General features: G+C 42.9%; 26 protein-coding genes. 6 read left to right on the forward strand and 20 right to left on the reverse strand.

Going from position 1 to position 21861, the window contains the following annotated elements:
• Positions 1 to 44: 44 nt before the first annotated feature.
• From darH to ACO5E4_RS06350, 6 genes are read left to right on the forward strand one after another with little or no spacing between them, the layout of a single operon-like run.
• Positions 45 to 1034, forward strand: coding sequence for a BtrH-related acyltransferase DarH (darH, locus tag ACO5E4_RS06325; protein ID WP_485862451.1), 990 nt, complete (start codon positions 45 to 47; stop codon positions 1032 to 1034).
• Positions 1031 to 1753 (forward strand): ABC transporter ATP-binding protein, encoded by a 723-nt coding sequence (locus ACO5E4_RS06330; RefSeq protein WP_485862452.1) that lies wholly within the window; start codon positions 1031 to 1033, stop codon positions 1751 to 1753. Before darH ends, ACO5E4_RS06330 begins: the two co-directional genes overlap by 4 nt.
• Entirely contained in the window at positions 1747 to 2988 is a 1242-nt protein-coding gene (locus ACO5E4_RS06335; protein ID WP_485862453.1) for an ABC transporter permease, read from the forward strand. Before ACO5E4_RS06330 ends, ACO5E4_RS06335 begins: the two co-directional genes overlap by 7 nt.
• Positions 2988 to 3278 carry a phosphopantetheine-binding protein gene (locus tag ACO5E4_RS06340; protein ID WP_314955183.1) on the forward strand — a complete coding sequence of 97 codons (291 nt, stop codon included), beginning with the start codon at positions 2988 to 2990 and terminating at the stop codon, positions 3276 to 3278. The genes ACO5E4_RS06335 and ACO5E4_RS06340 overlap by 1 nt, the downstream gene beginning before the upstream one ends.
• On the forward strand, positions 3278 to 4264 hold the full coding sequence (locus ACO5E4_RS06345; RefSeq protein ID WP_485862454.1) for a beta-ketoacyl synthase N-terminal-like domain-containing protein: 987 nt from the start codon (positions 3278 to 3280) through the stop codon (positions 4262 to 4264). The genes ACO5E4_RS06340 and ACO5E4_RS06345 overlap by 1 nt, the downstream gene beginning before the upstream one ends.
• A complete protein-coding gene (locus ACO5E4_RS06350; protein ID WP_485862455.1) occupies positions 4261 to 4845 on the forward strand; it encodes a hypothetical protein in 585 nt (194 codons plus the stop codon). Before ACO5E4_RS06345 ends, ACO5E4_RS06350 begins: the two co-directional genes overlap by 4 nt.
• A 31-nt stretch (positions 4846 to 4876) precedes the next feature.
• On the opposite strand, the gene ACO5E4_RS06355 is transcribed toward ACO5E4_RS06350, so the two are convergent.
• The 20 genes from ACO5E4_RS06355 to xerC all read right to left on the reverse strand — a co-directional run bounded on the left by ACO5E4_RS06355 (position 4877) and on the right by xerC (position 21854).
• A complete protein-coding gene (locus ACO5E4_RS06355; RefSeq protein WP_485862456.1) occupies positions 4877 to 6121 on the reverse strand; it encodes a beta-ketoacyl-ACP synthase in 1245 nt (414 codons plus the stop codon).
• A 39-nt stretch (positions 6122 to 6160) separates the two neighbouring features.
• A complete protein-coding gene (fabG, locus tag ACO5E4_RS06360; protein WP_485862457.1) occupies positions 6161 to 6889 on the reverse strand; it encodes a 3-oxoacyl-ACP reductase FabG in 729 nt (242 codons plus the stop codon).
• 49 nt (positions 6890 to 6938) lie between these two features.
• Positions 6939 to 7382, reverse strand: coding sequence for a hotdog family protein (locus ACO5E4_RS06365; RefSeq protein ID WP_485862458.1), 444 nt, complete (start codon positions 7380 to 7382; stop codon positions 6939 to 6941).
• Positions 7375 to 8598, reverse strand: coding sequence for a beta-ketoacyl-ACP synthase (locus tag ACO5E4_RS06370; RefSeq protein WP_485862459.1), 1224 nt, complete (start codon positions 8596 to 8598; stop codon positions 7375 to 7377). The genes ACO5E4_RS06365 and ACO5E4_RS06370 overlap by 8 nt, the downstream gene beginning before the upstream one ends.
• Before the next feature lie 7 nt (positions 8599 to 8605).
• On the reverse strand, positions 8606 to 9082 hold the full coding sequence (locus ACO5E4_RS06375) for a hypothetical protein (RefSeq protein ID WP_485862460.1): 477 nt from the start codon (positions 9080 to 9082) through the stop codon (positions 8606 to 8608).
• Positions 9083 to 9088: 6 nt separating this feature from the next.
• Complete coding sequence (locus ACO5E4_RS06380) at positions 9089 to 11362, reverse strand: MMPL family transporter (RefSeq protein ID WP_485862461.1); 2274 nt, start codon at positions 11360 to 11362, stop codon at positions 9089 to 9091.
• 6 nt (positions 11363 to 11368) lie between these two features.
• On the reverse strand, positions 11369 to 11953 hold the full coding sequence (locus ACO5E4_RS06385; RefSeq protein WP_485862462.1) for a LolA family protein: 585 nt from the start codon (positions 11951 to 11953) through the stop codon (positions 11369 to 11371).
• A complete protein-coding gene (locus ACO5E4_RS06390) occupies positions 11953 to 12414 on the reverse strand; it encodes an acyl-CoA thioesterase (RefSeq protein WP_485862463.1) in 462 nt (153 codons plus the stop codon). The genes ACO5E4_RS06385 and ACO5E4_RS06390 overlap by 1 nt, the downstream gene beginning before the upstream one ends.
• A complete protein-coding gene (locus ACO5E4_RS06395; protein ID WP_485862464.1) occupies positions 12407 to 13327 on the reverse strand; it encodes a lysophospholipid acyltransferase family protein in 921 nt (306 codons plus the stop codon). Before ACO5E4_RS06395 ends, ACO5E4_RS06390 begins: the two co-directional genes overlap by 8 nt.
• On the reverse strand, positions 13324 to 14046 hold the full coding sequence (locus tag ACO5E4_RS06400) for a glycosyltransferase family 2 protein (protein WP_485862465.1): 723 nt from the start codon (positions 14044 to 14046) through the stop codon (positions 13324 to 13326). Before ACO5E4_RS06400 ends, ACO5E4_RS06395 begins: the two co-directional genes overlap by 4 nt.
• Positions 14043 to 15353, reverse strand: a complete 1311-nt coding sequence (locus ACO5E4_RS06405) for an AMP-binding protein (RefSeq protein WP_485862466.1) — start codon at positions 15351 to 15353, stop codon at positions 14043 to 14045. The genes ACO5E4_RS06400 and ACO5E4_RS06405 overlap by 4 nt, the downstream gene beginning before the upstream one ends.
• Positions 15346 to 15891 (reverse strand): COG4648 family protein, encoded by a 546-nt coding sequence (locus ACO5E4_RS06410; RefSeq protein WP_485862467.1) that lies wholly within the window; start codon positions 15889 to 15891, stop codon positions 15346 to 15348. The genes ACO5E4_RS06405 and ACO5E4_RS06410 overlap by 8 nt, the downstream gene beginning before the upstream one ends.
• Before the next feature lie 48 nt (positions 15892 to 15939).
• Positions 15940 to 17604, reverse strand: coding sequence for an ApeI family dehydratase (locus ACO5E4_RS06415; protein WP_485862468.1), 1665 nt, complete (start codon positions 17602 to 17604; stop codon positions 15940 to 15942).
• Positions 17604 to 17855 (reverse strand): acyl carrier protein, encoded by a 252-nt coding sequence (locus tag ACO5E4_RS06420; RefSeq protein ID WP_005715813.1) that lies wholly within the window; start codon positions 17853 to 17855, stop codon positions 17604 to 17606. Before ACO5E4_RS06420 ends, ACO5E4_RS06415 begins: the two co-directional genes overlap by 1 nt.
• A gap of 1 nt (position 17856) precedes the next feature.
• Positions 17857 to 18120 carry a phosphopantetheine-binding protein gene (locus tag ACO5E4_RS06425; protein WP_311351533.1) on the reverse strand — a complete coding sequence of 88 codons (264 nt, stop codon included), beginning with the start codon at positions 18118 to 18120 and terminating at the stop codon, positions 17857 to 17859.
• On the reverse strand, positions 18098 to 18886 hold the full coding sequence (locus tag ACO5E4_RS06430) for a lysophospholipid acyltransferase family protein (protein ID WP_485862469.1): 789 nt from the start codon (positions 18884 to 18886) through the stop codon (positions 18098 to 18100). Before ACO5E4_RS06430 ends, ACO5E4_RS06425 begins: the two co-directional genes overlap by 23 nt.
• Positions 18871 to 19614, reverse strand: coding sequence for a beta-ketoacyl synthase chain length factor (locus ACO5E4_RS06435; RefSeq protein ID WP_485862470.1), 744 nt, complete (start codon positions 19612 to 19614; stop codon positions 18871 to 18873). The genes ACO5E4_RS06430 and ACO5E4_RS06435 overlap by 16 nt, the downstream gene beginning before the upstream one ends.
• A gap of 6 nt (positions 19615 to 19620) precedes the next feature.
• Entirely contained in the window at positions 19621 to 20049 is a 429-nt protein-coding gene (locus ACO5E4_RS06440; RefSeq protein ID WP_485862471.1) for a hypothetical protein, read from the reverse strand.
• A gap of 190 nt (positions 20050 to 20239) precedes the next feature.
• The gene (locus ACO5E4_RS06445; RefSeq protein ID WP_485862472.1) at positions 20240 to 20953 is read right to left on the reverse strand and encodes an HAD-IA family hydrolase; all 714 of its coding nucleotides are present in this window, start codon (positions 20951 to 20953) and stop codon (positions 20240 to 20242) included.
• A 10-nt stretch (positions 20954 to 20963) separates the two neighbouring features.
• On the reverse strand, positions 20964 to 21854 hold the full coding sequence (xerC, locus tag ACO5E4_RS06450) for a tyrosine recombinase XerC (protein ID WP_485862473.1): 891 nt from the start codon (positions 21852 to 21854) through the stop codon (positions 20964 to 20966).
• Positions 21855 to 21861 lie beyond the last annotated feature (7 nt).

Here is a 21861-nt window from a genome sequence, read left to right on the forward strand (position 1 = left end):
ACAAGCTCAGCAACCGTAATTTTAGCTCTTGTATATGAATAATAATGAACAACTTCCACCACCAACACACCGCTCACTGTGAAAGCGGAGTCATGTCCACTATGCTAAAAGCGCAAGGCGTGGATTTTAACGAAGCCATGGTTTTCGGTTTGGCGTCGGCGTTGACCTTTGTTTATATTCCGTTGGTTAAAATTAACGGATTGCCGCTGATTTCCTATCGAATGCCGCCTCGTTCCATTATCAAAAGGCTATCAAAGCAGTTGAAAGTGCGGTTGAAAATGCAAAAGTTTCGTTCGCCACAAGCCGGACAGCAAGCGTTAGATCAAGCACTTAATGAAGAAAAATTGGTCGGTTTACAAACCTCTGTTTTCTGGTTGCCTTATTTCCCGCCTGAAATGCGTTTTCATTTTAATGCGCACAATTTAATCGTATATGGCAAAGAACAAAACGATTACCTAATTAGCGATCCCGTGTTTGAAAGCGTACAACGTTGTACTGCAGAAGATTTGCAACGGGCACGTTTTGCGAAGGGCGTATTAGCGCCGAAAGGGTTGATGTATTATTTTGAAAATCAACCTGACTTAACACAAATTGACTTACCAAACCTCATCCGTAAAGCCATTCGCAAAAATGCCAAACAAATGTTGGCTCCGCTCTTTTTCGTCGGTGTAAAAGGCATTCGTACCGTTGCCAAACAAATTGAAAAACTGGCAACCCACCCTTCGGACAAATACAAACGCTTATATTTAGGGCATATCGTGCGTATGCAAGAAGAAATTGGCACTGGTGGCGCAGGCTTCCGTTATTTATACGCCTATTTCCTTGAACAAGCCGCTGATATCTGCCAAGAGCCAAAATACAAACAGGCATCAGAGCAAATGACAGAAATCGGCGATATGTGGCGCCAATTTGCGGGCTTGTGTGTGAAGCAATGCAAAAAACCAACAATGGAAGGCCATAAAACAGTGGCGGAGCATTTGCGGGAGATTGCGGATAAAGAACAACTCATTTGGCAAACCTTACGTAATTTATGATTCAAATAAACCATCTCAGCCATCACTACCCCAACGCGGAAAAGAACGCATTAAGTGCAGTCAGTTTTCACATTGAATCGGCTTCTACCGTGGGTCTGCTTGGCCCCAATGGTGCGGGAAAAACGACATTAATGTCTCTTCTTGCTGGGCTACAATCGGTACAACAAGGGGAAATTTATTTTGATGGCGTATCTTTGGCGAAATTGAACAAGAAACAACGCCATCAGATTTCCTTGGTGCCACAGGATTTTGCTTTTTATCCGTTGCTGACCGTTTGGGAAAATCTGACATTTTTTGCATCATTGTATGATGTTCGGGATAAAAGCTATTTGTTGGAATTATTGACCAAAGTAGATTTAGTGGCGCATAAAAACAAGCTGGCGAAGCATTTATCCGGCGGATTAAAACGCCGTTTAAATTTTGCTATTGGTTTAATTAATCGCCCAAAAGTGATTTTTCTCGATGAAATCACCGTGGGGATTGATCCGCAATCCCGTCAGTTTATTTTAGATAGCGTAGCGGCATTGAAACAGCAAGGCGTGACGGTAATTTATACCTCTCATTATTTGCAAGAAATTGAGCAATTATGTGACAAATTAGTGTTGTTAAATGAAGGCAATCTCATTTATCAAGGCTCGGTGCAAGGCATTTTAGAAGAAGGGCAAAGTCTGGAACGTTTTTATTTAGATTTTTTAAATAAGGCGGGAAAAACATGTTAATTGCATCGATTATCAAAGAAATGCGCCTATTAAGCCGCGATCTGCATGGCGTTGCCGTATTATTTATTATGCCTATTTTGTTTATGTTAATTATGTCGGCGGCCTTGAGTAACAATAATGCGTTAAGCAATCGCTCGGAAATTGTGTTGTTAAGTGAAAAAAATCAACTTAATGATGATTTCTTAGCAAAACTCAAACAAGAAAACCTCGCCGTTAAACAAGCGCCTCTGTCAGAATTAACGCAATATCAAGCCGAGCTACAAGCGGGTAAGTTTGATTTATTGATTTTAAATCCGAATGAAAAACAGACCGCACTTTCAGAAGAACACGCCTTACAGCTTTGGTTAAATCCCAGCGTAGATCGCAGTTGGCTACTGGGTGTGAAAGGTGTGTTGCAAAAGCATTATTCGCAACTGCGTTTAAACGATTATTTAGCAGACAATCACATTACGTTAGAAAATAATAAACGTAAGCCAATCACAGAGATTCAAAATAAAGTCAATCAAGAACTGGACAGCAAATTTGCGCAAATTAACGATTATCTTGCGAAAGATTTGTGGCAAGAAATTTATGTAAATCGACAAGGAAAAGAAGTTTCTAAACCTAATTCTGTGCAACACAGCGTTCCTGCGTGGCTGATTTTTGGCATGTTCTTTATTATGATTCCGCTTTCCAATGTGATGGCGATGGAACGCCAAACCAACACGCTGACTCGGTTGCGTATGGCGCGAGCTTCTGCATTGAGTTTGATTATTGCCAAGCTAATTCCTTATTTTCTCATCAACCAATTACAATTTGTCGGCATGGTGGCGCTAGGTTACTTTGTGTTGCCTGCGCTAGATATGCCTGCGTTTACGCTTTCCGGAAGTTGGTTGCCTTATTTTGTCTTATCCACTGCAATAAGCCTTGCCGCACTAGGCTATGGTTTATTAATCAGTGTGCTGGCAAGGACGACCGAACACGCCGTCGTGTTGGGCGGGGGCGGTATTATTATCATGGCGGCCATTGGCGGTATTATGGTACCGGTGTATGTGATGCCGGAAATCATGCAAACTATTGCTCAATTTTCCCCTATGGGTTGGGCATTAAGCGGTTTCCAAAATTTATTGTTAAACCAATATCACCTCAGCCAAATTCAACAACCGCTCTATTTATTAAGTGGTTTCGGCATGATTGCATTACTTTTTGCCACGCTGATTTATCAACAACAATTAACCAAACAAGCGAGATTCTAATGGCTTATCTTTTCACGCTGGAATCCCCGGCATTAGAACAAGAACTCAAAAAACTGATTATCCAAGAAACAGAAAAAGACGAATTTGACCCGACGGAAATCAGCGATGATGAATGGCTCTTCGGTGAACAAAGCCGCATTCAGTTGGATTCTTTAGATGCTTTGCAGGTCGTTGTGGCGTTGCAAGCCCATTTTGGCGTGCGTTTGCAGGGCGATCGCATGGTGCGTAAACACATGATGAACATACGTGATCTTGCCGCCTTTATTCGTGAACAACACCAAAAAGCCTAATGAACGTTTATCTCACCGCGGCCTCTGCTAAATTTGCCCATCATCTTGGGCAACGAACCTCTCATATGTTGGGACAACCGTTTCATTTCCCTTATTTCAACGCGTTTGATGAGGAATTGCTCTCTCTTGAGCAACTCTATGCTTATTTTGATGTAGAAATCGACCGCACTTTACAACTGGCAGGCTGGGATAAAAGTGAATTGAAAAACATCCCCATTTTGCTCGGCTCAACCGCCTATGTGATTAGCGATTGCGAGGCCCGTTTAGCTAATCATCTTCCTTTGCCGGAACAACACAGTCTGGCAGTCATTGCCGATGATTTACGACGACGTTATCAAACCGAGGTCTTTAGCTTCGCAACCTCTTGCACCTCCTCTGCACAAGCGATGGGATATGCTTACAAAATGCTACAAAACGGTCTGTATGAAAAAGCTTTGGTCATCGGGTTTGAAACATTTAATCGCCTGACATTCGAGCATTTTCAAGCAATGAATTTATTATCGCAGGACGCACAATATTTGCCGTTAATCCAGCCAACAGGCATTGTGCTAGGCGAAGGCATCGGTTGTGTCGCCTTATCTGTTCAACCGAATCCGCAATGCTCTTGTGAACTATTGGGAGTTGTCACGCTAACGGACAACGAAAACCTAACGAACAGTAGTGAATCCGCATTACGTCACCTGATTCACGCCTGCTTAAACAAAGCCAATTTATCTCCCACACACATTGATGGGGTGAAGGTGCACGGTGTTGGCGGGAATGGCGATGAAATGGAGCTCCGCGTTTTACAAGACCTCTTCCCGCACGCGCAACAGCTTTCACTAAAAGCACGAATGGGGCACACGCTGGGCGCTAGCGGTGCATTAGAAAGCGCATTTTTATTCGAGCAATTTACAAACAATGAGCAAAAGTGCGGTTATTTTTTAAATTATTTCTTAGGCTTTGGCGGCAGCAATATTGCTTGGGTACTTAAGGTGGGGCAATGACGTATTATATTCAGCAAATCCATCATTTCAGTGGTAATCACAAAGATGACAAGTCCTTGCGTCAAGAATTGAAAACCTACGGCGTAGATGCTCGTCGTTTAAGCCGGTTTACGCAACTTGCCTTACTTGGCGCCCTTCCTCTCAAGGCTTATTTAGCAGAAAAAAGTGGGATTTACTTAGGCTCTCCATTTAATTCACCAAGTAAATTCGACAAAATGTTCCACCAACTGACGGCACAAAATCTACCAAGTCCGCTGGATTTTATGGCGAACATTAACAATGCGGCAACCTTCCAACTGGCGCAAACCTTACAAATTAACGGAAATTCGCTCTTCTTAGCGATCAATCAACACACTATTTGGCAACCGTTACAACTGGCATTATTGGATTTAGAACAGGACACAATACCATCTGCTCTCGTCGGTTGGGTATTAGAAACGGATAACGAACAACAAGAAGGCTCCTGTTTTTGGGTAATATCGAAAGACGCTAAAAGTGCGGTCAAAAAATTAGCGGTTTTACCTAGCACGGATAACATGAAAGAGAAGGACTTTTTATCTCTAGTACAAGCAGCACTTTAATAGTGTCGGGCGCAGAACCCGACCTTATAGATTAACCCTGCCAGCGTTTAAAAATTAACGATGTATTCACACCACCAAAAGCAAAGTTATTGTTCATGACATAATCCGTGTCAATATAACGGCCATCACCTTGAATATAATCTAACTTGCCACAACGCTCATCAATATGATCTAGATTAATGGTTGGTGCAAACCAGCCATCACGCATCATTTCAATGGAAAACCAAGATTCTAATGCGCCACAAGCCCCAAGTGTGTGGCCTAAATAACTTTTTTGAGAACTTAATGGGATGTGACCGAATACGGCTTCCGTCGCGAGCGTTTCTGCAATATCACCTTGTTCTGTTGCCGTACCATGTCCATTCACATAACCAATATTTTCCGGAGATAAACGGGCATCTTTTAACGCCAATTCCATGCAACGCTGCATTGTGTCTTTTTGCGGTCGGGTTACATGCGCACCATCGCTATTCGCCCCATAGCCTACAACTTCTGCAATAATATTAGCATTACGGGCAAGGGCGTGCTCCAGCTCCTCGAGGACAAAAATCCCGGCCCCCTCACCAATAACCAAACCATCACGATCTTTATCATAGGGACGTGGTGTTTTCTCCGGATTGGCATTATTGCGGCTGGCCGCATATAAAGAATCAAACACATAGACTTCCGACGGGCAAAACTCCTCCGCACCGCCAGCCAACATCATGGGAATTAAACCGTATTTTATAGATTCATAAGCGTAGCCGATACCTTGGCTACCGGAAGAACACGCACTAGAAGTAGGAATAATTCGTCCAGTCAAACCAAAGAAGATTCCGATATTGGCAGCGGCGGTATGCGGCATCATGCGCACATAAGTATTTGCATTAAAACCGTCAGATTTCCCAGTCATAAGCAGCTCTGCCGCATCACGCACATCATTGGTAGAGCCTGTCGAAGAACCACAAGCAACGCCCATTCTGCCGTCCTTTAAATAAGCCAGAATTTCGCCATTTTCATCCAATAATCCCGCATTTGCTAACGCATTTTCAGCGGCTTCCACAGCAAGTTGAGAGACGCGTCCTAAACTGCGTAGTTGTTTGCGATTCCAATGTTTCGGTGGCTGATACCCTAAAATTTCAGCCCCCAGATTAGCGCCCAACTCAGGGTAACGTTCTGCCCATTCTGTTTTTGCCTGCACTGCATTTTGTTTGCGTTGAAAAGCCGCTTTGACAGACGCCCATTCTTTACCAAAGGCAGTAACGGCACCGATTCCCGTAATCACAACTCGTTTCATTTATTTATCTCTTTGACGTTTTCATGGTTTCTAGATGCGTTAGCATAAACCGCCATTCACGGCGATCACTTGGCGGGTGATGTAAGCCGCCTTTTCATCCATGAGAAAATCTACCGCATGTGCCACTTCTTCCGGCTCGCCCATTCGCCCTGCCGGAATCATTTTTAGAATTTCATCAATAGGCACATTTTCATCCAGAATATCCGTATCAATTAATCCCGGTGCCACACAGTTTACCGTAATTTTACGTTTTGCTAATTCCACTGCAAGCGCCTTCGCCGCACCGATAATCCCGGCTTTGGAAGCACTATAATTGACTTGACCACGATTGCCGATTAAACCCGACACCGATGTAATACAAACAATACGCCCTGCTTTGCGGCGACGGATCATCGGCATCATAATCGGATGTAATACATTGTAAAAACCATCCAAATTCGTACGCAATACTTGATCCCAGTCCTCTTCGGTTAAGGCTGGAAATGCATTATCACGGGTGAGTCCTGCATTCAGCACCACGCCGTAATAAGCACCGTTCTCTTCCACATCAGCAAGTAGCTTTTCTGCGACCTCCGCACGATGACTGATATCAAACTGCAATACGCGAGCACGTTGTCCCAATTCACGAACAGCCTGTGCAACCTCTTCCGCCTCTTCCAATCGACTACGGCAATGCACCACAATGTCAAAGCCTGACTGTGCCAACTGTAAGGCAATTGCCTTGCCAATACCTCGGCTAGAACCTGTGATTAAAACTGTTTCACTCATATAAATTCCTTAGATTAGATAAAAAGTGCGGTGGTTTTTAGCGATGAATTTACGCTTGTGGTCTGAAGACATTTAATGCGCCTTCCACGATAATCTGTTGACTGTTAGCATCGATTAATTGGCAATCGAACACGCCAAAACCGGAGGCATCTTCAATGGAAAGCTTAATTTGAATACGTAATTTACTGCCCATAGCAATATGGGGCTGATAAATACTTAATTTACGCGAACCCAGCCAGTACCCTAATCCGATCGGTTTTCCGAGTTGTGCACATTTACAGCCATCCCAGGCGGCAACGCCTTGCGCCATAATTTCCGCCCCTAAAAAACTAGGCAGTATCGCCCCCTGGAGAAAAAGGTTATCCGGTCGAACCTCCATCTCGGCAATCAAAAAATCTGTACCAAAATCAAGAATTTTGTCCAGCATAATCATTTTGCCACTGTGCGGAACCAAAGGTGCAATGTCTGTTATCGGACAGGTTAAATCAGGCATGTCGTTCCCCTAAAATCAATACGGTATTATTTCCACCAAAAGCAAAAGAACTGCTCGCCCCAATCCGTTGTGACTTAGCCCACTGACTTTTTTCATGGGTGATATTTATTGTCGGCAATGCGGCATCGGTCTGATGATCCCACAATTGTGCTGGCAACTTACCTGTCGGATTCAATGTACGATCGATAATGCCCCATACAATAGCAGCCTCTACAGCCCCAGCTGCGCCAAGAGTATGCCCTGTGTAGGGTTTGGTCGTGGTGCATGGCGTATTATCGCCAAACACCTGATGAACCGCTAAGGTTTCCATTTGGTCGTTATGTACTGTGCCCGTGCCGTGTAAATTAATCCAACCGATTTCATCCGCGGCTAATTTGGCTGAGTTCAGTGCAGCACGAAACGCAGCAATCGCGCCCTCACCTTCAGGATGCGGAGACGACATATGATAAGCATCGCTACTTGCGCCGTAGCCTAACAACGCAATGTTGCTTTCCTCTAATTTTTCTCGTGTCATGATAAAAACAGCTGAGCCTTCACCAAGATTGATGCCATCACGATTAACCGAAAGCGGGTTGGAACGTTTATCGGACAACACAGACAAAGAGGAAAAACCGCTGATCGTGAGAGGCGAAAGTTCATCTACCCCACCGCAAATCACCGCATCACACAAGCCGGCATTTAATAAACGAGCGGCGCTGATTAATGCTTTTGCGCCGGAAGTACAAGCAGTAGAAATACCGTAAGTTAGCCCTTCCAAACCATATTGATAGGCGACAAAATCAGCCGGTGCAGAAAAATATTGTTGCTGTTGTTTAAAGGATTCACCTGACCAGTCATGATGTTGTGCCGCATATTTAAACACTGGAATATTTTCATCAACACCGGTCGTCGATGTGCCAATTACTACGGCAATACGATGTTTTCCAAAACGTTGAATGACCGACACGATCTGATCTTCTATTTGTGCCAAACAATGCCACAGTAATTGATTATTACGGCTCACATGAATTTCCGGTAAATCCTGTGGAAAAGGACGTAAAGGAACATTCACTTCGCCAAAGACGCGTGGTTTTCCGTCTAGACCATAAATATGAAAAGCACGCTCGGAAAATTTTAGTGGTGAATCCTCGGCATTCAGTAAATGTTGAACATGTCTCTCGATACCTTCACCTAAACTGCTTAGGATTGCCGGTTTGCTTAAATAAAGTGCGGTCATTTTTCTCTTAATTTAGTTCCTCGATTCGCCAATGGCTATGATCCGACAAATCGATTTCAATCATGGATGGCAATTGTCTGATTTGCCATACTTTTTTCTGTTTAACAAAATAATCTGCGCCGTTTGAAATAGGCTGAATAGCGCTAAAATCAAATAAAGGTTGCTGCGGGTTTAACGCCGTAGAAAGGGCGGAAAAAAGCTGACGAGCCTGTTGATTCGGCATAACAAAACCGTCATTTTGCCACCCTTGTTTAGTTAAAATTACTCTCGCTAACGGTGCACCAAGCGGATCCGTTTGCACCCAACGCCATTGTTGCGCATCCATTTGTAAGGTTAACAAACTGGCTTGCTGTAATTGATTTTCAGCCGTCACTTGTTCGACTTTAAAGACTCGAATGCCTTGATGCGCCGGCAACTGTTTTACCGTGGGCAATGTGCTACACGCCGTTAACATGGCAAAAAAGAGCATTAAACAATATTTCATACTTCCTTACCGCAACATTTTAAACGTAATGATAACACTGAATAACACACCAAGACTGACGCTTAAACCAAAAGAGGCGACAGCAGGTGTCGAGCTTAAGCCCAGTAAAACAAAGGAAATGAGCGTTGTGGTCGCCGCCAATAATACCGCAATGTACTTACCGTATAAAGGTTCATTTGCCGTTTGCATATAGGCGGTATAATCAATCCCGATGGCAGACACTAATAACAAGCCGAACATCGTAAATAAACTGATTGGCCAGCCTACCCAGCCGAAAATGGCTATCGTCAACACAATGGCACATAATGGTGGCAATAACATGGTCACCGTCTTTTTCACACCAAAGAAACGCCATAACAATAAACCGGCAAACAAAAATGACATTGCTTTAAGCCAGGCTGCCTGATCACGGGTGGCTTGAAATGCTTGATTCAAATGCGATCGTTTATCCGTCCAAAAGATATCTTGCTGATTGGCCAAATGTTCAAATGGAAAGGCAGATTGACCAACAATCTGCACAATACCGGCAACTTTTCCCGGTAACAAATACCCCAAATATAACGTTTGCCACGCTTGCCCGATTTGTTGTTGCAAGGCAGAAGACAAGGATATAGGCGTTTCTGTACCTAACGCCACTAAAGCGGTTTGGATGGTTTCCGGCGGAATCCCAATATCTTGCAACACAGCATAATCTTGCGGTTGGACCGCCGCAGTGAATTGCTGAATGAATTGCTGCTGTTGGTTTGTTGACATAATCCATTGAGATAAGGCTCGGTACGGAATATTTTGCGCTTCTAGTTGCTGAGTTAAGGAAGTCTCTTTTTCCAGTAATTCATCATCACTCTCTGCAAGCACCAAGAAATAACGATTCCCTAAGTCAATGCCCGTTAACTCACTAATTTGTTTGGCCTCCATCAACATTTCCTGCGGCATAGCAACCCATTCGCGAATATCATCGCGCCAACTTGATTGAAACACCCCTGCCGTAACCAAAAGCAAGATAATGGTTTTCGCCAAAATGCCGAATTTATAGTGTAAAAACAGCGTAAAAATCGACCGCACTTTAGGTCGGGAAAGCAAAGGTTTTGCCTGATAATGACGAAATAGTGGCGGCAAAAAAAGCAAGGTTGCTAACATCGCAGTAATCAGCGCTACGGCAGAAAAAAGTGCGGTTTGTTTTAATACCGGAAGCACCGTAAAACCTAACAAACCATAGCCGAGCAAAGTCACCAATAGGCTAATCAAAAAGGTAAAACGCAATTTCCGCATGGTCTGCGCGGCGTTCCAAGTAATATGAGAAAGTGAAGATGAAAGCCAATGAAGCGGGAAATCAATGAGCACACCAATTAAGCTGGTGCCGATAACAAGGGTTAAAATGTGAATTTGTCCAAATGCGTACACCGTTGCCGTCACGCCACTTAACATACCGGCTAAGATCGGCAAAAACAACCAAAGCACACGAAAGGTTCGAAACGTAAATAGCAACAACAATAAGGTCAGGCTAATGCCCAAGATACTCATGAAAGTGCTTTCTTGTTCTGCTTTCACTTTAGCATGAGCCGCAAATAACGCTGCACCGGCAGCACGCATTTGTCCTTTATTTTCTTCAATTTGAAGACGATTTTGCGCCAAAAGTGCGGTCAAATTAACAGATGGATTAATCAAACTACTCTGTCGCAATACGCCTCGTAACAACACCCATGTTTGATCATTTTCCGTCACATAAAGCATGCCATTTGCCGCATTCCATTGAATACGACTTTGTGTTTGCGCCTGTGGCAAAACAAAACGCCCCAACCCTAGCCAATCTTGCTCTAAAGACAATAAATTGCTTTGCGTAAAAGGGTTGATCAATTGTTCGGCATATTGTTGGAAATATACTTGAGGCTCCATTAATAACTGCTGACGAATTTCTTTCGGTAAGGTGGCTAAACGTAGGTGTTTGATTTCATTGCGTAACACCTCAATATCCGGTTGCATTCGCTCATTCACCTGAGCAAACAAACCACTTTCCCGCCATTGTTGCGCCACAGACGCATTTAATGTAAAGGCGGTTTGCGCATCCGAATGGCCGACCAGCAAAATCACCTGTTGATTGAGTTGTTCTTCTTGATGTTGATCCGCCTTCGCCTGCCAAGAGGACCAGCCTTGTTCTTGCGGCAATAAAGCTCGCAAATCTGTTTGTAACCAATGACCTTGCTTCACCGCATAGCCAAACAGCAACAAGGTGATCAGTAAAAATGAGGCATAAAGAAAAGCAAGTGCGGTGGACTTTTTCATCGTTTTTTATTCCAACGCTGCCTGCGCAAACGCCGTTAACGGTTGGTTTTGTTGGACATTATCAAAATGAATTTGGGTTTTATCCCCTTGTTTTTCATCTAACACAATGGTTTTCACCACGCTATCACCTTGAATTTCAATATGATTAAAAATCTGTTTCATCAACAGCGAACTTGGCGTTAACGTTAAAGTCCAATTTTTCGCTTCACCAACCAGTGTTGCATCAAATTGCGCTTTTAACCCGGAAATATCCCCCGATAACAAACCGAGGAACAAACTGATTTGTTCCGCTTGTCCCATTTTTCCATTTGCCACCCATTGCTTTCCATCCCATTGCATAATGCCGTCTTTTTTTACGCGGAGCTGATTAGTAAAGGGTTTTTCCATTTGCCATAAAAGCCCTTTCTGCGCCAATAAGATGAATTTACCTTGTGTAGTAATCGGCTTATTTAAAGATTTCAGAAAACGCTGTTGGGTAAAATCACCTTGCACGTTTTGTGGGGTTTGCAACAAAGCAATCAGTTCATTTTCAGAAAATGCCCACGTCAACGGACTCAACCACAATAAACAAATAGCCAATAAAATACGCATTATGCCGTCTCCCGTTGGAAAGTCGGATGATTTTCCACCGCGCTTCGCCAACAAGATGGTGTCTGCAGCTGCATCTCTCCGCTTTTAATTTCTACCGCGACTTGCGTTGTGCTACCTGCAGTAAGTTTCTCGTTCGTTGCAATATCACGAATAATATAATCAATACGAATGCAAGTTTCATATTCCACCAATGAAAGCTCCACTCGAATTTTTTGGCGAAACAACGCCGGTTTCACATATTTCAAATTTAGCTGGACGATAGGCCAACCGTAGCCTTTTTCTTTCATCACATCGTAGGTGTAATGAATTTCGTCCAAAAAGGCACAACGCGCCATTTCCAAATATTTCACATAATGTCCATGCCACATAATATTCATGGAATCCACATCAAAAAACTGGATTTCATATTCAGAGGCATGGTGACAATAGACATGTTTTTTCTTTCTTAACATTTTAATCATCTTCCCAAAAATCGTAAAAATTGAACCAATACAGTGGGTTTTCAGCACATTCTTTCGCTAATAAATCCGCATAGCGTTGCATTGCCTGTTCAATATTCTCAGCACGTTGCTTTCCGTGCCCCTCAATAGGACCGGAGAAATGACGCAATTTCAAATGATAATCGCCCCATTTTTTTACGCAAAAGACGGTGTTAATTGGTGCTTTCAGTAAACCTGCCATCAGCCATACACCTTGCGGAAAGGAAGCTTGTGCACCTAAGAAATTCACTTTTTGCGTTTTATCGCCACGTACCGGTACGCGATCGGCCGCAATCGCAATCCACTCGCCACGTTCAAGCCGTTCATGTAGCTCCAACATTTTTGCTGCATCCAAATCTTCTACTTGAATTAATGGTAAGGAGGTGGCTCCCGCCTTTTCGAGGGATTCATTAAAGGCTTGGGCATGACGGTTATGTACCAAAATGTTTAGCTTAAAATTGCTATGATTTTTGTTATCGACCAACGCACGACAAATCTCAATATTGCCAAAATGAGAACAAACTAGAATTTGTCCACGACCTTCTGAACGAATGGCTTGATAGACGTTATCCGTGTCATCATCAATTAAATCAGAATAACGAATTTTTTTCTGCCAGACGGCAAAACGATCGGTGATCGCCTCACCAAAGGCTAAAAAATGACAAAACACAGGATAACGGGGCAAATTAACCTGTGGAAAGGTTTGTTGTAGTCGTTGTTGATAGCGACGAATATTACGTCGAGCCTTCCGAGAAGTCAGAAAAAAATAGCCCACTACAAAAAAAGTGACCAGTTTAATAACCCACAACGGGCAGTATTGCACAATAAGGCGAGTTAAGTTTAAGGAGAGCTTACTCCCACGCTCATTCTGCTCTGCCCAATGCTGAGAGCTCATACTTTACGCCCCGTCAATACTCGTGCCAACATACCGAAAAACAAGCGGCTGTGCATTTTACTGATACACCAGTTATCTGCAAAACCACGAAAATGAGATATGCCGCCCTGTTGATAACGTACCGGTGTATCAACCCAAATTAAGGGGATTTGATGCCAATGGGCTTTCACCACAATATCGATATCGAAATCCATACGATTTCCTAACGACTCCGCTTGCATTAAATCCAAAATCGGCGCTAAAGGATAAAGACGAAAACCGCACATGCCATCTTGAATATCAAAAGAAAGCGTATGAATAGCATTCCAAAAATCCGTAATTTTACGTCCGTATAAACGCGCTTTCGGTGCATCCTCACCATAAATCGGTTTACCGCAAATAAGTGCGGTCGGATTTTTTTGCATTTCGAGCAACATTTTTGCCATATCCGGAAGGTGGTGCTGCCCATCGGCATCCACTTGAATGCCATGAGTAAACCCCATTTCAGCCGCTTTTACGAAGCCGATTTTCATTGCCGCCCCTTTGCCTCCGTTAGTCGGGCAGTAATGCACAAAAACGTTAGGTGTATGTTGCAATGTTTTTAAGACGGCCACGTGGGTCTCAGCAGAGCCATCATCGACAATCAACACCGGAAAATCTTGATTAAGCACCTGCTGAACAACATGTTCTATCGTGTTGGAATGATTATAGTGAGGAATAATAACAATGACCTTGTTCATAGCCCCTCCTCTTTTTCTGCTAAAAAGGCTTGTTCAAAGTCAGGCTTACTAATTTTGGATTGACTATTACGAGGGAGTGTTTCTACAAAACGCCAAAAACGTGGTACTCCTGCATGTTCTTGCGTTTTCATTAGAAAGTGACGTAACTGACTTACCAAGGCATGTCGTCCAAGTTTCTGATAGGCTTGCATGCCATCGGAATTTAACGCAACCCAAGCCGCCGGGCGAAAATGCATCGGATGTTGCGCAACATAACAATCCACCACCCAAGGGTGACGCAATAAGTTATGTTCGATGTTCACTAATGAAATACGCTTGTCACCAAATTTCACAATGCGATCGATACGCCCTAATAAATGAAATTTGTCCTCAAATAATTCCGCACCATCTGCCGTTTGTTCCCGCTGATTTAGCCAAGCAGAATCAACCCATAAGGCACCATCGCTATTCAGTCCGACTCTGGTCATTGCGGTCGGCTGCCATAACCCATCATCAGCCCGAAAAGCAATCGCGCCGGTTTCTGTGCTTCCGTAGCACTCAATCACATCAACCTTCAATTGTTGCCGAATAGCATTGCCGGTATCTGTCGGTAACACACCGCCGGAGGAAATCATTCCCAGCAAAGGGCATTGATGTAACTTCGCATCATCCAGGTTTAAGCGGGTCAAAAGCGTTGGGCTGCTAACCCAAATACTTATCGGTGCAGCAAAACTTTCTTCAATCAAACCTTCAGGATAAGGCTGTTGTTGACGTGCAATCGTCCACCCCATAATAAGCGGCAACATAATGCGGTATGAGAGACCATAATGATGTTGCACAGAAACACTGGAGACTAAATGAATATGATTCCCCTGCGGGAAAGGAAGAGATTGATGGATGGCTTCCGCCTCTAACCACATTTGCCGAGCTGTTTTGACCAGTATTTTCGCCTGTCCGCTACTGCCTGAGGTTTTTAACCAAATTTCTGTCGAATGATAACAATTAAAGTGCGGTGGATTTTCAGGGGATTTTTGTTCAATGCCGTAATGATTAAATAGAGTGTCATCAAACAGAAAATCCGCATTTTCTTTGATCCATTGTTGATTTTCCGAAAGCAAATTCGGAGGAAGTAAAATACGCGTACCGGAATGAAAACACGCCAGCATAGCGCATGCAAACAATGCTGCATCATCAAACCAAAAAGCAACCGACTTAATCTTTTCTTGCTTTAATTGTGCTGAAATTTGCCATGCTCTTATTAGAAAGTCTTGCCATTGCCAGTCAGGATGGCGGGCAATTAATGCATGAGGATCCCGTAGATTATTCATAATGTTTTTTTACTTGTTGTCTGACCAACCATTCACCGGCCATCACAATCGCCATAATGCAATAGGAAATCACACCGGTGTAAAGTGCCCAAAAATCATAATATTCCAATCCAATGGCTGTGCCGGCAATCAAGATATTTACAATAAAAACACCACACCACAGTTGAGTAACTTTTCGGGTATAACGAACACCATGCTCATTTAAATCCGGTGTTTGAAGACGAGCTAAACGCTCAACGACGGTTTGCCCACGCAAGAGACTCCCACCAAATAACGAAAGCATTAACACATTAATGACGATAGGATACCAAAACATGGTTTCAATGGAGCGGGTCAGTGCCACCACGGCTAAAATAAACGCCATACACCAGGCAAAATAACGTTGCCCCTGCTGTTGAACAGCCCCTTTACACACCCAAAGCAGCGCCATAATCCAAGGTAAATGAAACAGCATTTGCTGATTATCGGCGAATAACCAGAGTATCGGATAAGCGATACCGGTTAACGTCAGTAAAAGGTTGATAATAATTTTAATCATATTCACAAGAGGCAACACAATTTATGAGGCAAACAAGTGATAACATGGTTAACGATACGATAACACTGCGACACCGCTACAGCACATATCATTTTCAACTTTCATTTGGAAAGTGACTTTATCCTGTTTCTCGGCGACGTTTAATTCAAGAGAAAAACAGTCATTCGGACGTAAGAATTTTTGGAATTTCAATTTATCCAAACGGCTAAATTCAACATCCTGCGCCACCAACGCTTTAATCTTGTCACTAATCCATTGCAATTCAATTGCGCCCGGCACTAAAGGGAAATTGGCAAAATGATCTTTAAGATACAACAAATCCAATGGCACTTTGCCGGTTGCCTGATAATGACGTTCAGTTTGCTGTTCGGTTAACCAAATCGGTTCACGCTGCGGCTCAATACAAGTGCGGTTAAATTCCAGTTTGTTTATTTTAGATTGGCTATTGCGCGGCAATTTATCCGTAAAACGCCAAAAACGCGGAATCGCCGTCTTATCCTGTGTTTCAGCCAAATACGCTTTAAGCTGGTCAATCAAATGGCGTCGACCATTCTCTCTTAAAATGTCAATCCCTTGTGCATTTAAGCCAACCCAAGCGGCCAATCTGGGTTGTTCAGGATGTTGTGCAATATAGCAATCCTCAACCCAAGCATGTCGGTTTAACTTGGCTTCAATACCGGCTAATGAAGTACGTTTATCACCGATTTTGACGATACGATCACTACGCCCTAATAAACGGAATCCACCATCAAGAAACTCTACCACATCTGCCGTTTGCTCACGTGTTGAAAGCCAACATCCCTCGATCCATAGCGCTCCCTCTTCGTTACAGCCTAAACGACTATCCGGCAAGGTTTGCCATAAATGAATATCATCACGAATCGCAATCGGGCCGGTTTCCGTACTGCCATAAATTTCAATGACAGGCTGCTGCAATAAATGGCGCATTTGTTCTGAAGTTTCTTCCGGTAATGCGCCACCGGAAGAAATCACACCGACAATATTTTTCGGCATTATAGTATTAAACCAGTCAATACGGGTTAGCATAGCGGGACTACTGATGATCACTGTCTGTTCGGTATTCCGCGCTTCAGCAAGCATACATTCCGGATAAAATTGTTGCTTACGCCCAATTTGCCAGCCATTGACCAAGGACATCATGATGTGTACGGTTAAACCATAAATATGTTGAATACTGACCGTACTAATAGCCGTCACATTATTTTCTGCTTTAAACGGCAAGGCTTCCGCCAAGACTTCCGCACCAAGCCACATTTGCTCTGCGGTTTTAATGATTGTTTTTGCCTCACCGGTACTGCCGGAGGTTTTCAGCCAGATTTCCGTTTGGTTGTCATAATCAAAGAGCGGTCGATTTTCAGCGTATTTTTGACAAGACTGTTGTGCACCAAAATCATCAAAACACGCTGCCAAGGAAGAGTGAATCTCCACATCGGTTAGCCACAAATCTGCATGGGCACTGACCCACGCTACACTTTCCTGCGTAACATTCGGCGGGAAAAGCACCCGCACTTTGGCATGCCAAGCGGCTAAAAGTGTACACGCCAATTTGGCACCGTCTTCCAACCACACTGCAACAGCTTGAATGTGGCGGTGTTGGAATTCTGCAGACATTTGATACGCTTTTTGTTCAAAATCTGAATACGGCCATATAGGATCGTGTGCAATGAGATCGGTTGGGGCATATTTACGCATTATTGAACGCTCTGACTGATTTTTAGTACGGCTTTAACCACATCATCTACGGTACGAACATTACGAAAATCTTCCGCTTGCAATTTGTGGCCTGTTTTACGTTTAATGTGATCAATCAAATCAATCGCATCAATGCTATCAATTTCTAAATCTTCATACAGATTGGTTTCCGGCTTAATTCTTTCCGGTTCGATTTCAAATAAAGACTCAAGCGCCTCAGTCAATAAATCTCGAATTTCTTGTTCGGTCATATTACGCCTCACCTTTTTGACTACGAATAAAGTTTGCCAACGTTGCTACGCTTTCAAAGTGATTACGTACTTGGGTTTGTTCACTATCCAATTGTAAATGAAATGTTTTTTGTACCGCTAACCCCAATTCAAGAGCATCAACAGAATCCAAACCCAAACCATCGTCACCAAAAAGTGCGGTGTCATTTTCAATATCTTCAACACTGATATCTTCTAATGCCAAGCTATCAATAATTAATTGTTTAATTTGCTGTTCCAGTTCCATTTTTGTTGTCCTTTGTGTGTAAATTAAAATAATCTTCTAAATATTTAGTCAATCGACGAGAAGCCATTGGCAAAGATTGAGTTTGTAACCAGTCCTGAGGATCGATATCTTCACCAACGATAAGCTCATATTGAATGCGTGTTTTCGGAATTTGATACCACGGTTGACCTTTTTTCAAATTTAATGGAAGCATTCGAATCACAACTGGTGTAATCACTTTAGCACTACGTAAACCGATAGATACCGCACCTCGATTAAGTTTAACCACACCGTCCCAACCGGTTCGCGTTCCTTCAGCAAAAAGTAATAAGGCTTGTTCTTTTAGTACTTCGTCGCTTTTTTCTAATAATTCGACAGACTCCGTATTGGGTAAAAAACCACAAGCCAATATCTGATTTCGCATGGTAGGGTTATTTAATAAATCTTTTTTAACAATACAGTTGAGTGTCGGAACTTTGCCTAAAATTAATACCACATCCAATAAAGAAGGATGATTAGGCAGTATTAATTGTCCAGGACGACCAAGCTTTTCAAACCCCTTATAACTAACTTGCAACAAACCAGCAAAAGATAAATAGCGAATAAAGTAATTCCAAATCCGACCAACAAAACGGCGTGTTTTTAGCTGGCTTTGTAGTGCATGGCTTTTACTAGTAAGCATATAAGGGTATAAAACTAATTGAAGCATGCCCCCTGCGATCCCCCAAAAGAAAAAACCCATTGCCGTCCCAACAAATCGCCGAAACCAGTCTAGTTTTTCTGCCATGTCCAAACGCCTCCCGTACTATTTGGTGTTTGCCATTGTGTGCAGTTTAAATGCTGATTTTTAACCCATTCTAAGGCCGAATCAAAGGTAAGATCGGCATTAAAAGGATGGTTAGAAAGGCTCAATTGGTATTGTTCTCCGGCCTCTACCACCAATGCTAGTGCATAACTAAAAGGCTGGCGAATAACAGGAGCAACATTGTATTCTTGAGCAAGAGGTGACTCAGCTACAACCACTAGCACCTGATTGGCCCCCTCTTGTAATAAGAGATAGGCTTCCAATAAAGCAACTTCTAAATTATCTTTGTTAGCCATTAACGCTGTCGTTTCCGCTTTTACTTTACGCAATTCAGACCATTGTCCGATTAATGCATTGTGTACTGACAAACTGAAAGAGGTTGGGGAAACATCTCCTTCCGTTAATAAGGCATGCCATAAACTAAAATTGCGATTAATTTCACTATTTGCTGACGCATAAACCACCGGTAAATTGGTTTTCTCCTCAACCAGATTCCAAGCTGCCTCAAAAATTAAACGGGCGGAATCGCTTAAACGGCGACGTTTTAATGGCGCTAAAAACGCAAGTTTAGGAACAAAATCAGGAAAACTTTCATTATTTTGTTGCCAATGCGCATATCCTAGCGCCCAATCATGGTCGGATAATGTCTTATTACAAACAATGTTCCACGCTGAAATATTGCAATAAAACTGACAAATGGTCTTAGTCATTATGGCTTATTGAAAGAGTTGGTTAATCATTAAATCCGTTTGACCTTGTAAACCAACCTGATCAACACGTTCTTTCTCATCACCGCGACGTTTATACGATAATGATCCCAAAGATTGTTTTGTTTCCATCGTTTTTAATTCAAATTTTGCGCGTGCAATAATATTACTGTTGCCTCGCACGTTGAAAAATAAGACATGAGCACAGGTTGATTTATTTTTCACTAACTCAGCAGAAATATTTTTATTTTTTAAGCTACGCGTTAATGCATCAATAAAATGATCTGGTGCGGCTTTAACGCTCCCTTTTAAGCAAACATGTTTAATATTCTGACCTGCGCTAACAGGTTTCAAATCAGTAACACCAGAGGAACAAGCTGTCAAAGAAAAAACAGCAAAACCGACACATAACAAGAGTTTTTTCATAAAATAACCCACTTAATGAAATTTAAAATATCAAAATTAAAATTCCACCAATTCTACCTACCCTCCCTAACTAAAGCAATCGCAAGACAATAAGAAAGGCGATATCGTCAAATAATTGAGAATGTTCATTCATAAAATAAAAAAGGCATAGCTTGACTATGCCTTTTTCTTTATAAAAACACGGTAAAAAATAACCGCACTTTTAATAATGCAACGACAACAATGCCGATAAATCCGACATTTCTATCGTTGGCAACAGACGAGCATCGCTGAATTGGTGAATATGCTTTGGAGTTAAGTTTAACCAAACTGCTTGGCAGCCTGCTTGGATGGCGCCTTGTACATCTGTTTGTAAATTGTCGCCTACATGCAAAAGTTGGAGTGGCAAAATATTGAAATGACGCGCGGTCTGCCGGAATAAATCCTCATGAGGTTTAGCTCTGCCATGCTCACCGCCGCGTAATACTAAATCAAAGTGGTGAAAGCCAATACGTGCCGGTTCTACATTGCCGTTAGTCATCGCCACAAGTTTGTAGCGCGGTTTGAGTTGTTGCAGAATCTCAAAACTCTGCGCCGGCACATCGATTTGATGGCGCCAGTGTAAAAAGTACGGCATCGCTTGTTCAGAAATAGCGGAAATGTCAACCGCACTTTTTTGTCGTTTTGCTAATAGCGCTTGTAAACTTTGCGTTCGCCATGCGGTAACATTTTCCTGCAGGAGAGGATTTTCACGCCCAATCGTTTCTTTCCAAAACACCCATTCCGCCTGCGTCACGTCTTGCACGCCGTCATATTGACGTAAAAATGCCAGAAATTCACTTTCCGCTTTAATCATCACCTGTGAGTTATCGTATAAGGTGTCATCCAAATCAAAACTGATCACCTGAAAAGGATATAAAGTGCGGTAAAATTTCATGGTGTTTCTCTTATTTTTTCCGTTTGGCTCGTGGATGGGCCGCATCATACACGTCTGCTAAATGTTGAAAATTTAAGTGTGTATAAATTTGCGTTGTCGATAAATGACTATGTCCGAGCAATTCTTGCACAGCGCGTAAATCCGAACTTGCTTCCAACATATGGGTGGCAAAAGAGTGGCGAAGTTTGTGCGGATTCAAATGGCTATTCAACCCTTGTCGAATGCCCCAGCGTTCCAAGCGCATTTGAATCGTGCGCGTGGACATGCGATTCCCCAACTGACTGACAAATAACGCATCGTCTTTTGGGTTAAATAACAACCGCACTTTGAGCCATTGTTGAATCGCATGGGAAGCATAACGTCCCAGTGGCACAATACGCTCTTTGTTCCCTTTACCAATCACCCGTACTTCACGCACGCGAAGATTAATGCTGTTTAAGTTCAATCCTTGCAATTCCGACAAACGCAAACCGGAGCTGTAAAATAATTCAATCATGGCGCGATCGCGGATATCAATGGGTTCTTTGCTGTCGTTGGCAAGTAATAGCTGAATTTGATCCGTATCGATGTTTTTGGGTAAATGTTTGGGTTGCTTAGGCGCGGAAACACCCACAGCCGGATTCACCTTGAGCTGCCCTTGATACACCAAATAACTCAAAAATCGACGCAACGCAGAAAGGCGTAATGCTAAGCTTTTTTCTTTTAGGCCATCCTGTTTACTGCTTTGTGCCAACACATAGCGCACGACACTTGGTGTGACTTGTTGCCATTGTTGAATTCCGGCGTCCTGCAAAATGGCGATAACGCGCACCAACTGATGTTGATAGTTGGTCAGCGTATAAGGACTCACTTGACGTTCAATGCGCAGATAAGTCAGGTATTTTTGCAGTTCGTTTTGCATCGCAGAT

The sequence above is a fragment of the Aggregatibacter sp. genome (assembly GCF_057314075.1).